The following is a 14,996-nucleotide window of genomic DNA, read 5'->3' on the forward strand; positions in this document are numbered from 1 at the left end:
GATTCCTCTATGAAGTTGCCCTGAATACAATACTAAAAATATACATAGCCATAAGAAATTATTTGTCAGAAAAAACTGTAGGGGTTTGGTCTCCAAACCCTCTACAAACCCTGAATAAATCTAAGAGCATTGACAGATAAAAGTATAAGTATTCAACCGGACATAATATTACCCCACATTCCGACTACTTCCTCTATAACTTCTATTTCTCCTAAACTTCTAACTACTCCCTATCTTTTCTAACAAAAATTTATGAAATTAATATTACTAGACAGTCATCTATAAATTAGTTGACAATTTCTTAATTATATGCTTAAAAGCTATGTTGAATTTTTAATAATCTCAATACTTACACAAAGGTACTAAATATAGAGTTAAAAAACGATTGCGCCATAGTTTTAAGCACTATATCTAGGGTGTCTGGGTAAGTCCTATCTATTTAAACTTCTCTTAAACATCAACTGCTAATATACGCTCGGTGTTCAAACAAATAAACTAGGAAATTTAATGAGTAGCCCAAAACTCAGACCATTAGGTACTTACGAGACAGGACTCTTCGATGAGAGTGCTGCTGAAATTGTTGCTTATGACTCCAATACACAAAGAGCGTTTGTTGTCAATGCCAATAGTGCCACTATTGATGTATTAGACATTAGTAACCCTGCTAACCCAACTCGCATAAATCAAATAGAAGTTTCTGGTGCAGGTGCTAATAGTGTTGCAGTTAATGACGATGGTATTGTTGCAGTTGCAGTTGAACCTAACAACAAACAAAACCCAGGAAGAGTGGCCTTCTTTGATGCTGATGGTACTAAACTCGGTCAAGTTACCGTAGGTGCATTACCAGATATGCTTACCTTTACCTCCGATGGTACAAAGGTATTAGTGGCAAATGAAGGAGAACCTAACAACGACTATACTAACGACCCCCAAGGTTCCGTTAGCATTATTGATATTTCTGGTGGAGTAGAAAGTTTAACTCAAGATAATGTCTCTACCGCTGACTTTACTGCTTTCATCGGTCGCGAAGCAGAATTACGTTCCCGTGGCGTGCGGATATTCGGACCTGATGCAAATGCAGCTCAAGACTTTGAACCAGAATATATTGCTGTTTCTCCTGATGACACTACAGCACTTGTCACTCTCCAAGAAAATAATGCTGTAGCAGTGATAGACATTGCCAATGCAACTGTTTTAGACGTTCTCCCATTAGGAGTAAAAGATTACAGTCGCGGTCTGCCTAACTTAACACAATTTCAATTTTCTGACCTGCCAGTTTTAGGTAGAACCGAAGGCGGTCAAGATATTCTCCTGGGTGGTTTATCAGGATTATGGTTTGAAGGTGAAGACGAAAACGGTAACTTACAATTTGTGACCGTACCAGACCGGGGACCTAATGGCGCACCCACAGATGTAAACGGTGATGGAGAAAACGACAGACCATTTGCTCTGCCAGACTATCAAGCAAGAATTGTTCGCTTTACCTTAGATGAAGGTAGTGGCGATATTGAAATCACTGAAGAAATTATTTTAACTAGAGAAGACAACGGAGAGACAGTTCCCATAACAGGTTTACCTAATATTGAAGGAATAGACGAGATACCAGTAGATCTTTCTGGTAACGTCCTAGAATATGACCCCTTCGGTGCAGACATGGAAGGTATTGTTATCAACCCTGCTGACAACACTTTCTGGACTGTAGATGAATATCGACCTGCTATCTACCAATTTGATACTAATGGTTCACTGCTAAACCGTTTCGTACCAGAAGGAACAGCAGCACTAGCAGAACCAGCAGAAGCACCAGGAACTTTTGGTACAGAAACCCTACCTGCAGAATATTCCAACCGTCGCTCGAACCGTGGTTTTGAAGCAGTTGCATTGGATACAGACGAAGGTATTTTGTATAGCTTTATTCAAACACCTCTAGCAAATCCCGATCGCGAAACTTCGGACAACTCCAGCATTATCCGAATGCTAGGTATCGATCCCACTAATGGAACACCCGTAGCAGAATATGTCTACCTGCTAGAAAAACCTGATATCGGTGCTGGTCCGGTTGTTGATAAAATTGGAGATGCTGTCTACGATCCAGAAACTGGTAACTTCTTTGTTGCCGAAAGAGACTCTTCTGTCGATCCTACTGGCAAAAAGTTTATTTTTGAGATTGACCTCACAGGTGCAACTAACTTACTTGCTGATAGTGCGCCAAGTTTACCAAACGGTGAAACTCTGGAACAACAAACTGCAGACAGTTTAGCAGCAGTAGGTATTCAAGCAGTTAATAAAATTAAAGTAACTAACCTACCTTCCATTGGTTACACTGCTGGAGACAAAGTAGAAGGTTTATCTTTATTACCAGACGGACGGTTAGCGGTACTGAACGATAATGACTTCGGTTTATTAGATGAAGAAATTCCAGTTGATGGTACTGTTCCTCTTAACCCCGCTCCAGTACCAGTCGTTCTAGGTATAGTTGATTTCTCAACCCTAAGTAATCAACTTGACCCAAGCGATCGAGATGGTGGAATCAATCTCAATAACTGGCCTGTGTTCGGGTTATTCCAACCAGATAGTATTGCTTCTTTTGAGATAGATGGTGAAACCTACTATATAACAGCAAATGAAGGAGATTCCAGAGATTATGATGGTTTCTCAGAAGAAGTACGGGTAGCAGATGAGGAATATGTACTCGATCCTGAAACTTTTGATGTTGATGCCATAAAAGATGAAACTGCTCTAGGTCGTTTGCAAGTAACAATCACAGAAGGAGACCTTGATGGTGATGGCGATTTCGACCAAATATTTGGTTATGGCGGTCGCTCTTTCAGTATCTGGGATGCTACTGGTAACTTGGTGTTCGATAGTGGTGATGCTTTTGAACAAATTACTGCTCAAGATTTCCCTGATAACTTTAATTCTGACAACGACGAAAATTCTTTTGATACTCGTAGCGATGCCAAAGGACCTGAACCTGAAGCTGTAACTATAGGAGTTTTAGACGATCAAACCTATGCTTTTATTGGTTTAGAGCGTATGGGTGGAATTATGGTTTATGATGTCAGCGAGCCGACAGCACCAACTTTTGAGCAATATATCAATAACCGTGATTTCACAGCAGATGTTCAGACCAGTGCAGCAGGAGATTTAGGACCTGAAGGTTTAGCGTTTATTTCCCCAGAAGATAGTCCTAATGGAGAAGCGTTATTAGTAGTTGCGAATGAAGCTAGTGGTACTACTACTATTTATGAGTTTTCTCCAAACGACAAAATCATGGGAAGTTCTGGTGCTGACACTTTGAGTGGTTTCGGTGGAGACGATACTATTAGAGGTGGTGCTGGCAATGATAATATTAACGGCAACCGTGGAAATGACCGCATTAGTGGTGGTGATGGTAATGACCGTGTGAATGGTGGTTTAGAAAACGATACTATTCTTGGTGGTGCTGGAAATGATACCTTAATTGGTCGTTTGGGTAATGACCGGATGTTAGGAGGTAGTGGAGAAGATACTCTCAGTGGTGGTCAAGGTCGCGATCGCCTCAATGGTGGTCCTGATGATGATGTCTTGACTGGTGGTGCGAGTATTGACAGCTTTATTTTTGCTAGCAATAGTGCATTTAGTGAGGCAAACTTAGGAGTAGATGAAATTACGGATTTCAATCCTGAGTTAGATTTGATTCTACTTGACTTAAGAACTTTTACAGAAATTACTACTGCTTCTGGTGAAAATATTGGGAATGAGTTTGCTATTGTAGGAAGTAATGGTGCTGCTGCTACCAGTAACGCTATGATTGTTTACAATTCTAATAATGGTGGTTTGTTGTACAATGCTAATGGTAATGCAGGTGGTTTTGGAGATGGCGGTCAGTTTGCAACTCTAACTGATGCTCCTGACCTCGCAGCAGAAGATTTTGTGATCAGATAATATCAAATCCGGTAGGGGTTTGGTCTCCCAACCCTCGCCTAACTCTCTCCAAAACCCCTACCAACTATGAATTTTCCCCAATTTAGAGAAATGCTATAGCTAATATCAAATCCGGTAGGGGTTTGGTCTCCCAACCCTCTCCAAAACCCCTACCAACTATGAAATTTAACCACGAATGGCGATAGGAATTATATTACTCAGAAACCAACGGATTTGATATAAGACAAGAAAGGAAGAAAATTTAACAGAAAGAAAAATCTTAAATATAGTAAATATTTCCGTTCTTCCTTCTTCCTTCTTACTCAGAATAAGTATAAAACCATAATGAATAATCTTCTAATAATTCTGAATTAGTAGAATCTTCTGCCACAGTTTCCAAATCAGCTAATGGCAATGTAAATTTGCGCTGATCTGTCGTGCGTTCCAACACAGCTAAAATTCCGTAATCTACATCAAATTTACTATCCAACTTTAACAAATTAAATTCATCTGTATAAGATGGTTGTGTCTTTTTTAGCTTTTGATATTCTTTTTGATATTCCTTTTTATTTCCCGGACCTATTGTATAATATTCCTCCCATTCAAATTCTTCCGTACCTGTAACTAAACAAGGAATTGTCAGATTTTGCTTGAGATATTTTAAATACTTTTTTAAATTAGTTAAATCAACTTCTAAATCTGTAGTTCTCAAAACTTCCTCTAATTTTTGTTCAAAAACTTCCCAATGAACTTGTTCTGCTTCATCATCATCTTCCATCCCTTGAAAAGCACCTATCTGCTGTAAAAATTTTTCAATAGGTATATTTATAGTTATATTTTCTGCGCCATTTACCTTAGCAGATTTTCTTGATACAATAGTCTCATCAATTATAATTGGTTTCAGCTTCCCGGTATCAGGTTGAGACTTGTTTTTATTTGGTTTTTGATTAGATTTTGACATCAAGTTTTTACCTTATTGAGGTTGATAATTTTAAAGAATATAAATAATAAAAAAAATTCAGATAACTTAACGGCAGATTCCATTTTTACACCCACGCTAGCCAGATACTCCCTACTTACGAAGATGAAGATCTAATTATTAAATCTTTAGTTCTGATGCTGGGAATTTACTATATCTTTCCAATGGATAATTGATAATGAAAGAGTTTTTTTAAATCTCAGGACTGACGTTGCTTTGCGTAAGTTCTGAATTTCTAATTTTCTAATGCTATAATTATTCATTACTTATTATTCATTATCAATTATTAATTAATAAATAGTAAACTATGACACAAACAGCACAATCTCCAGAACCGATAATTTATCAAGGACAATTCGGAGATTTTACCATTACAAAAAGCGATCGCCAGGGTGTAATTATTTACCGTATTGGCTTAATGATAGCTGCTCTTAGTTTTGCATTAGGCAGCGCTTTGGTACTATGGCAAGGTAATAATCCTACTGTTATTCAAACATTAACACCTCTGATGGTCTGTTTTTGTCTGGGCTTAGGTATTAGTTTGGCCACGATTCATATTTATATGGCCATATTACACCAAATACTCCAGCTATTTTGGTTTATAGGGACTATTGCCACGGTAATTTTTGCAATTAATGGCAGTGAGCCTCTTGCTCTAGTAGTTTACAACAATCCGGTTACTATTTTTGGTGTTGGTTTTATCTTTGCTGCTTTAACTGGTATTTACTTCAAAGAAGCTATTTGTTTTAACCGTTTAGAAACTAAATTCCTGACACCTTTAGTTCCCTTTTTACTCCTATCTCATTTAGGTAGTTTTCTATCTATTGAAGCGAAGGAGTTTTTATTAGGAACTTGGGCGTTTTTATTTATAGTTTTTGCTATTCGCAAGGCATTCCAACAAATACCTCCAGATATTGGAGATAAGAGTGTTTTTGAATATTTACATCAACAAAAAAATCAGGCGTAGGAATGTTTCCACAAATTAGGAGTCATTTCAGGTGTAGGTTGGGTTGTTCGCGCACTTCGTTGCGAAGCATGGAACGAAACCGAAAAATAATAACGTTTTGTTGGGTTTCACGCTGTATCAGTCTACTAGATTGTCATATTTTATTGTAGGGGTTTAGTTTCCAAATTTCTTATCTGTTCGGGTTTGGAGACCAAACCCCTACAGTCTTTTTCACGAATTATTTCATATTGCTAGAATTGTGGTTTATTAATCTGAAAAGTGCTGTCAAAAAAAAAATTTCTGGCATGGGAGCAAGATACTCCCACTCTTATGGATTATACAGCGCTTTCCACCTGCCTTCATATCAAACTCGCCGACATAATATCCATCGTAACTCCATAGGTGGTTTACCATTCGCCAAGGGAAATATATCTCTACCAGTCGCCCAACTTTCAAACCAACTGGTGGGAGGCCATGCTGTTTCTGGTAAATGCTGACGTTCGTATTCTATAACTAACTGATTAGAAATTATTTCTAAAGGTAAACCTGCCATTGCTTTGGTTAACTCGGCACATGTAAACAAACTCGACCAACATAACTGCGCCATATCTCGCACTAACTTATCTGGTACATATTCATCTACTGCCAAAAACATATTGAATAACAGCAAACCCCCAGAGCAAATAACATCAGACATTTTTGCCAGAAATAACCTTAAGTCATCCACATCCCGAAAATGAGATACTACTTCCACAGCGATCGCTAACTGATAAAAAGCTGGTTGCAGCCTTGTTAGTGGATCGAGAATATCCCCCTCCATGACATTTATTGGTAAATTTTCTGTAGCGATCGCTTTGTGCAACTCTTCAATAAAAGTAGGGGTTAACTCCAGAATATCTACATAATGACCGTTTCGCGCCAAAGGTAAAGCATTCCTACCTGTTCCTCCTCCTACATCCAATATTTTTAAAGCACCATTTTCACTCAACTCTCCCACAACTGCTAACACTTTAGCATCAGGATGAGAACCAAATAAAGGAGGCTTTCTTTTCTCTACCCAATACTTATACTCTTCTGCTAAAGTTGGAGTGCGAATATTTACTTGACAAGCCATACCTTTTTTGGGAGGCTTCACTAATTCATATTGAATAACTAACATGGAAGTTGCAGAAGCATTAAATCCTTCTACCAACTTTGTTTCTAGCATTTTTCGCAATTGTTGTTTTCTTTCATCAGGCATTGGTCTACCCAAATGAGAGAATAAATTTTCGACAATATTCATATAATATTCCAGCATACCAGGCAGACAAGGAACTATCAGCTCACCATGACCCGAAATGTAGCTATCAAGCTTATAAGCAATAGCTTTTTTGAGAATAGCTGGAGAAGTTACCAGTGGCAGTTGGTCATTTATTGGTAATGTCTGTTTTTGGTTCATTAGCAATTTTAGGGAGCAGGTAAGAGGAAATAGTGCGAGCATCTTGCTCCCGCTTGAAGGAGCAGGTAAGAGAAATAGTGCGAGCATCTTGCTCGCGTTTGAGAGAGTAGGAAGTAGAAGGAAAGAATTAACAGATAGCAATCCTAAATTGGGTATAAGATTTTCAGGAATAAAGCCATGAATGCTATTGGCATGGTGTGTTAGCGGTAGCTTCACCGACCGACACACTATATATAGTACCTTTGCTTAAGTCCTGATTTTATCTAACGGGGTTTGGTCTCCAAATCCCTGAGTGCTTCGGTTTGGAGACCAAACCCCTACAGTTTGTTTCTCACCTATGATTTTATATCCCTATATCTACAATAGTTGAAATAGTTGATTAAATTTTTGATTTTTGGAAAAGTCAAATAGACATCTCAAAACAATAGAGAAAAGGGAAAAATAATTAGCTTGATTTTTGATGTTTGGAAAAGTTTAGTATAAAAGTTTAGTATCGGAGTTGCGAATAAATTTAGGACTTTCTCACTCCTAACTTCTAAATTTTGACTTCAATAGGAGTCGCGAAGGAATTTAGGACTTTCTAACTCCTGACTCCTGACTTCTGACTCCTGAATTATGACTTTAATTAGTGCCTGCAAAAACTATTTCTGGTTCTGGAAACTTTTTCTGAGCTTCTGACAGTGGCCTTCTTCTGCCTTCTTCTTGCCAATAGTTAATTAATTCAGTAGCCTTATTTAGTAGATCTACCCGATCTATTTCGGAAATCCAATGCTTGGCTTCCATTTCTGTTCTTAGTTGTTCCCAAGCATCGTTCCTAGGCCAGAAAAAGTAACAAGTTAAAGGACTGGTACCACTTCCTACCACTTGATCTACGGCAACTCCTACATTATCGTCTAACCAGACTACTTTTAATATAAATTTGGACAATTTACCTCCTGAGCCAATTTTAGGCTATTTTTTCAACTTTAAACACACAAATTTTCATTATACCGTAAAAATGTAATTATGAACAAAGCAATTTTAGTTTTTGATATTGATGGTGTGATTCGGGACGTGGGTGGCTCTTATAGACGGGCGATCGCTGATACGGTAGAGCATTTTACATCCCCTGCATTTCGCCCCACTCTGACAGACCTTGACCAGCTTAAATCTGAGGGTGTTTGGAATAATGACTGGGAGGCTTCGCGGGAGTTAGTTTATCGCCATTTTGAGAAACAAGGTAAAAAACGGGAAGATGTAGATTTAGATTATCAAAAGTTAATCGCTTTTTTTCAGTCTCGTTATCGGGGTGTAGATGAGAATAACTGGAATGGTTATATTTGTGAGGAACCTTTGTTGGTAAGTTCTGGTTATTTTGAGCGGTTGACGGAAGCAGGGTTTTCTTGGGGATTTTTTAGTGGAGCGATGAGAGCAGAGGTTGCTTATGTTTTGGAAGGAAAGTTAAATTTGCTTTCTCCAGTTGTGGTAGCGATGGAAGATGCTCCGGGAAAACCAGACCCAACAGGTTTGTTTACAGTGATAGAGCAGTTAGAACAACAACATGGTTTTGATGAAAATCTACCTGTGATTTATGTTGGGGATACGGTGGGAGATATGTATACAGTCGAAAATGCTAGTCAAAAGATGCCATCGAGAACTTGGATGGGGGTGGGTGTGCTGCCTCCCCATGTTCAGGATGGTGGGGAAAGAGAAAAAGTTTATGTTGGTAAGTTACTGGAGGCAGGTGCAAAAGTGGTTTTGCATAATATTGAAGAGTTGTCTGTAGAAGCGATCGATAATTTAATAAATATATAATTACAGCAATGCATGAGGATCGTGAGGTACAGTTATTTGCAGTTCAGCCTTCGTTTGCTGTAACAATCAGGATCTTGAACTGCAAAAATCAATAACAGACTTCCAGTCTTTAACAAATAATGAGGTACTTCACGCACTTGTTTCCTTTTATATTAGGACTTACGCAAAGAAACCCCGTTTCTAGGAGAAACGGGGTTTCTGGGTTCAGTTGCAATAGATGTAGGTTGGGTTGAGGGACGAAACCCAACAACCATCTTTCTCTCCTCTTCCCTAATAGACATCTCTAGAAAAGAGGGAGTAGAGAGTAGGGAGTAGGGAGTAGGGGGAAAGAATAGATGATTTTTGTACGATTATTGATTTAATTTTTTATTTCTGGAGATGTCTAATAGACATCTCCAATAATAATAGGACTTACGCAAAGGCAGTAGATATGGAGTATCGGTGCGTTAAGCTACGCTTTTCATGTCGCGCAGGGTTTCGGCGCTTGAGCCGACATATAAAGCGGAGCTTTGCGGAACGCAAAACTCACCCTACCAATAGCGTTCATGGCTTTAGTCCTGAATAAAAAGTAAAACCAAAATAGAAAATGTTAGAAAAACATAGCGAATAGCATATTCTGAAAGACTTTTAGAGCCATAATCCCTAATTTTGGGGTGTATAATGAAACAGCCCTGCCTTGAAAGGGGAGGCTTGAGACCTTATTTCTTGGTCATATTAATAAATTTGAATTCATCACAATCTATTAATGTTAGATTGAGTTATAAACTCTAAATCTTATCGAGAATGACTTACAGAATTTAGCATTATTTCTTTCAATTCTAACTTAACTTGTTCATATTCCACATAAATTTTATCTAATAGCTCCAATGCTCCTTCAGTCATTTTGGCTCGACCTAAAATTTCCATTTCTCTACAAATTTCTGATAAATTGTATGCTCCGATGCTACCACAACTTCCATTTAAGGTGTGAGCTTGTAATGTCATTGCTACTACATCTTTTTCTTGGATCGCAATTGCAATTTTGTCCAATTGTTTAGAGCTTTCCTCTAGAAAAATTTCACCCATATTCTCAATAAAACTATCTGCATCTTCCCCAAACATATCTCGAAATTTATCTAAAGCATCTGGATCGATTGCAGGTTTAGTTGGTTTGAAATTGGTTTGGCTAGAAATTTCACTCTCAAAGTCTTGATGCTTAAGTTTCTCAAAATCTCCATTTGCATCTGAGATTTGGGCAAATGATTTAGTTAATTCTTCATCCAAGTCTTCAGGTGATATTAGCTCTGGTTCTGCAAAAGTTGGAACTGGTAATGGTTGCTCTATATGCTCACACTTAAGTAATGCTTGGATTAACTCTTCCACTCGAATAGGTTTACTGATGTAGTCATCCATACCAGCATTTAGACAGACTTCGCGATCGCCTTCCATAGCATTCGCTGTCATAGCAATAATCCGAGGTCTTTGGGTAGCATCTCTTTCCATCACAATCCGTTTTGTGGCTGTTAAACCATCCATTTCTGGCATATGAACATCCATGAAAATTACATCATAGGGCTGACGATCTATCGCTTCAATAACTTCCAAACCGTTGCTTACCACATCAGCATAATATCCCATCTTTTCCAGTAATTGGATTGCCAACTGTTGATTGACTATATTATCTTCTGCTAACAGGATTCTCAAAGGCAAACGATCAGACATTTCTGGATCGATTTCCAATTTTTGAAGAGGACGAGATTGCTTGACTTTAATTGGCTGTCCGCCAAAAACTTTGAGTAAAGTGTTGCAAAGTTCAGATTGCTTAATCGGTTTACTCAACAGAGCAGCAAATTCAGATTCATATTCGTCTAAATTATCTTCCGGGTAAGCAATCGAAGTTAACATGACTAAAGGTAAGTCCGTATATCGAGGATATGAATGAATTTCTTGGGCTAGAGTGACACCATCCATTTCCGGCATTTGCATATCCAGAATAGCCAAATCGAATTCTTTGTGACTATCTAGTTCCTCAAGTGCTTCCTCCCCAGAAGCTACTACTCGAGGATATATTCCCCAAGATTCCATTTGCAATTTGAGAATTTTACGATTAGTGGCATTATCATCAACAACTAGAACTTTCTTATCGTTGAGTATAGATTCTGTATTGAACAAACGTTGATTAGTATCGGAATCAACGACTTCCGTTTTGATGGTAAAGTAGAAAGTTGAACCCTCTCCTACTTTACTCTCAACCCACATTCTACCTCCCATGACTTCACTGAGACGTTTAGAAATGGCTAATCCCAAACCAGTACCACCATATTGACGTGAGGTAGAAGAGTCTACTTGACTGAATGATTTGAATAATCGATCCTGCTTATCTTCAGGAATGCCGATACCTGTATCTTTGACAGCAAAGCAAATTTCTGTATGGGTATCATCAATATACTTGGAACTGATAGAGACTACAACTTCCCCTTCATGGGTAAACTTAATCGCATTTCCCAATAAATTAACTAAAATTTGTCGTACTCTCGTCACATCCCCAAGTACAGTATAAGGAGTTTGCACATCAATTATATAAGCCAACTCTAAATTTTTATCTGCTGCTTTCGGAGCCAATAAATCCAAAGCATCTTCTACACAGATATGAATCTCAAATGGCTGCTTCTCTAACTCTAGGTTGCCAGATTCAACTTTGGAAAAGTCGAGAATATCATTGATAATTGTTAACAGTGAGTTACCACAATTACGAATGGTTTCGACAAAACTGCGTTGTTTTTCTTCTAAAGGAGTATCTAATAACAATCCCGTCATGCCAATCACCCCATTCATTGGCGTCCGAATTTCATGACTCATTGTAGCTAAAAATTCCCCTTTGGCTCTCATGGCAACCAGAGCTTGATCTCGGGTTCGTTTTAATTCTTCTGCTACTTCCTGACGTTGTATTTCTCCACTAATCCATTGCGCCATTAGTTTCAACAGTTCCTGATTAACTCCAGTAAACGGTGTCAAACGAGGACTAAGACTAGAAAAATTCAGAGTTCCATAAACTACCCCATTACAAATTACCCGGATGCCAATATATGACTTCAATCCAAAAGTAGTATGACACAGATGATTTTTCCACTCAGGAGTATTCGCAGATTCAATACAAACTACTTCTCTGCTTTGCATGGTTTCTTCGCAGTAGACTTGTTTGAGGTCAAAAACTGCTCCTTTAATCGTAGCTTTACTAGGAAGTTGGGCAGCAATAACCTGATAGCGATCGCCTTGGATTCGGGAAACAATCCCAATTTCCATATTAAAATGTTTTCGCCCCATAGCTAGCAATCCTTGCAATCTTTGCTCAAAACTACGGCCTCGCGCAGAAGTAATTTTGTATAGAGCTTGGATAGTTTCTTTACTTTCCTGAAGTTCTTTAACTCTTTGAGCCATTTGAATTGCGATCGTTAAATGTCCGGCAATTTCCTCCATGAGTTCTAAGTCATTCTCTTGCCAATATCGAGGGGAACGACACTGATGAACTATTAATAAACCCCAAAGTTGAGTGGGAGTGGTTGGAACTTTACCATTATGATTAACATCTTGAGGTGGAGCGGAAAAAATCGGCAGCACCAGATTAGCTTTAACTTCAAATTGCTCTAAGAGTTGCCGATGACAGTCTGTTAAATTTGCGGTTTGAATATCATTAACACTCCAATGATAACCATTTTGATAACGAGTTACTTTTCCCTTTTGGAAACAGGTATCAAGAATCTCCAGATGTAAAGTAGGTGTCCATCCTTCCCCTACAGACTCTGCTACAACTGTACCATTCATGTCGGCAGCAAATTGATAAACAACCACGCGATCGCTATCTAACAAGGAGCGAACTTCTGTCACTGTTGTTTCTAACATTTTTGGTAAATCTAAGGAAGACCGAATCTGATTAGTAATCTGTGCCACCAGTTTTTCTCGCTTAACTTGTATATTTAGTTGGCGAGATTTTTCTCGTTGTTTTTCTAACTCACTTTCTTTGACTTTTTGAATTTTTGCTTGACTTTCCTGGAGTGCTTGCACTTGTTGAGCCATTTGAATCCCGACTGTCAAATGTTCGGCAATTCTATCAATTAATTCTAAGTCACTGTCTCGCCAGTTTCGGGGAGCGTAACACTGATGAACTATTAATAAACCCCAAAGTTGATTGGCTGACTCTGCATGGTTTTCCAGCTTGGAGTTAGTGTATTGATTATGAAAGCAAATAATTGGTACAACTAGATTCGCTTTCACTTCAAACCGCTCTAAAAGTTGGCGATGACATTCCGTTAAATTTGCGGTTTTAATATCGTTTACACTCCAACGATGACCTTTTTGATAACGAGTGACTTCACCATTTTGGAAACAAGTATCAAAAATCTCAAGATGTAAAGTAGGAGTCCATTCTTTGCCAACAGATTCAGCTACAACTGTACCACTCATGTCCGCAGCAAATTGATAAACAATGACGCGATCGGTATCCAACAAGGCACGAACTTCTGTCACCGTTGTTTCTAAAATTTTTGGTAAATCTAAGGAAGACCGAATCTGATTAGCAATCTTGCCTAAAAGTTGTTCTCGCTTAAATAGTATATTTAATTCGCGAGATTTTTCTCGTTGTTGTTTTAACTCACGCTCTTTGACTTGTTCAATTGTTTCTTTACTTTCCTGAAGTTCTTGAACTTGTTGAGCCATTTGAATCGCGATCGTGAAATGTTCGGCAATCCTGTCAATTAATTCTAGATCGCTGTCTAGCCAATTTCGGGGAGCGCTACACTGATGCACAATTAATAAACCCCAAAGCTCTCCAGAAATAGATGATTCTGCATTCTTTTCCAACTCGGAGTTAATATATTGTCTATGAAAGCAAATAATTGGTACAACCAGATTTGCTTTCACTTCAAACTGCTCTAACAGTTGGCGATGACATTCAGTTAAATTTGCTTTTTGAATATCGTTGACACTCCACCGATGACCACGATCGTAACGAGTTACTTCACCATTTTGAAAACAGGTATCGTGAATCTCTTTATGTAAAGTAGGAGTCCATTCTTTTCCCACAGATTCAGCCAGAACTGTACCACTCATGTCCGGAGCAAATTTATAAACAACCACGCGATCGCCATCTAACAATGACCGAACTTCTGTTACTGTTGTTTCTAGAATTGTTTGTAAATCAAGGGAAGAGCGAATTTGATTAATAATTTTTGCCAGGAGTTGTTCTCGTTTCACTTCAAGATTAAGTTTACGAGTTGTTTCTTGCTGTTTTTCTAGTTCACTATCTTGAATGCGTTTAATTGTATTAATAAATTTGTAAGCAGTTACTAATACAATAGATATTGTCAATCCTACAATCAAAATAGTAATTAGTAACCATTTATTCTGTATTAAAATAGAGAGTTCGGTGGTCAATGCTAGAGTTTCCATAGTATTAATCTATCTCAATTGGGACTTAGGCAGAAACATCATTTTTTGTAGGGGGTAAATGGCATTTGTCCCCTCTACAAATAGGGTATTCTTGCATAATTTCTGTAAGTTCTGTTTCTTTTAATTTTTATATTTTTAGTTTAGCAGTTTTTTTTCATATTCTGATATTTTGGATTTGGATAAGTAGAGAAATACGAAAAATATGAGACTAATTTTATCAAATATTATTACATTAATCACACAACTAACAAGATACAGACAACAGATAGGATCGAATAAAAAAATATTTAAAAATAGCAAAAAAAGTTTAATTTTGATAATTTATGGCATCTATGATTTTTTTTATTATAGGAATAAATAGCAATTAATATGTAACCACCTTTTTTGTTTAGATTTGGGATTCACGATATTAAGATTTATAAACCAGCTCCAAACTATTGATTTGAGGTAAAAATTTTATATACCTGAAAACTATGCAATAATTAGTAAATAATTAGTAAATATTTAGT

7 protein-coding genes are annotated in these 14,996 nt (G+C 37.8%); 3 read left to right on the forward strand and 4 right to left on the reverse strand.

Going from position 1 to position 14,996, the window contains the following annotated elements; translation table 11 throughout:
* The first annotated feature begins 507 nt into the window (after positions 1-507).
* Positions 508-3,927 (forward strand): choice-of-anchor I family protein, encoded by a 3,420-nt coding sequence (locus tag VKJ25_RS20910; RefSeq protein WP_324238580.1) that lies wholly within the window; start codon positions 508-510, stop codon positions 3,925-3,927.
* A gap of 298 nt (positions 3,928-4,225) precedes the next feature.
* Here the strand turns inward: VKJ25_RS20910 and VKJ25_RS20915 are convergent, their stop codons facing one another.
* Entirely contained in the window at positions 4,226-4,867 is a 642-nt protein-coding gene (locus VKJ25_RS20915) for a calcium-binding protein (protein WP_324238581.1), read from the reverse strand.
* 325 nt (positions 4,868-5,192) lie between these two features.
* On the opposite strand from VKJ25_RS20915, the gene VKJ25_RS20920 reads away from it, so the two are divergent.
* Positions 5,193-5,852, forward strand: a complete 660-nt coding sequence (locus VKJ25_RS20920) for a DUF2301 domain-containing membrane protein (RefSeq protein ID WP_324238582.1) — start codon at positions 5,193-5,195, stop codon at positions 5,850-5,852.
* Positions 5,853-6,195: 343 nt separating this feature from the next.
* Here the strand turns inward: VKJ25_RS20920 and VKJ25_RS20925 are convergent, their stop codons facing one another.
* Positions 6,196-7,269, reverse strand: a complete 1,074-nt coding sequence (locus VKJ25_RS20925; protein ID WP_324238583.1) for a class I SAM-dependent methyltransferase — start codon at positions 7,267-7,269, stop codon at positions 6,196-6,198.
* A gap of 621 nt (positions 7,270-7,890) precedes the next feature.
* Complete coding sequence (locus VKJ25_RS20930) at positions 7,891-8,196, reverse strand: 30S ribosomal protein PSRP-3 (protein ID WP_324238584.1); 306 nt, start codon at positions 8,194-8,196, stop codon at positions 7,891-7,893.
* A gap of 78 nt (positions 8,197-8,274) precedes the next feature.
* Here VKJ25_RS20930 and VKJ25_RS20935 point away from each other — a divergent pair, with 78 nt between their 5' ends.
* Positions 8,275-9,063: a TIGR01548 family HAD-type hydrolase gene (locus VKJ25_RS20935; protein ID WP_324238585.1), complete on the forward strand. Its 789-nt coding sequence runs from the start codon at positions 8,275-8,277 to the stop codon at positions 9,061-9,063.
* A 774-nt stretch (positions 9,064-9,837) separates the two neighbouring features.
* On the opposite strand, the gene VKJ25_RS20940 is transcribed toward VKJ25_RS20935, so the two are convergent.
* Complete coding sequence (locus VKJ25_RS20940; RefSeq protein WP_324238586.1) at positions 9,838-14,487, reverse strand: GAF domain-containing protein; 4,650 nt, start codon at positions 14,485-14,487, stop codon at positions 9,838-9,840.
* Positions 14,488-14,996: the final 509 nt, after the last annotated feature.

This window comes from Okeania sp. (genome assembly GCF_035285525.1).
In the GTDB taxonomy this organism is placed as follows: domain Bacteria; phylum Cyanobacteriota; class Cyanobacteriia; order Cyanobacteriales; family Microcoleaceae; genus Trichodesmium.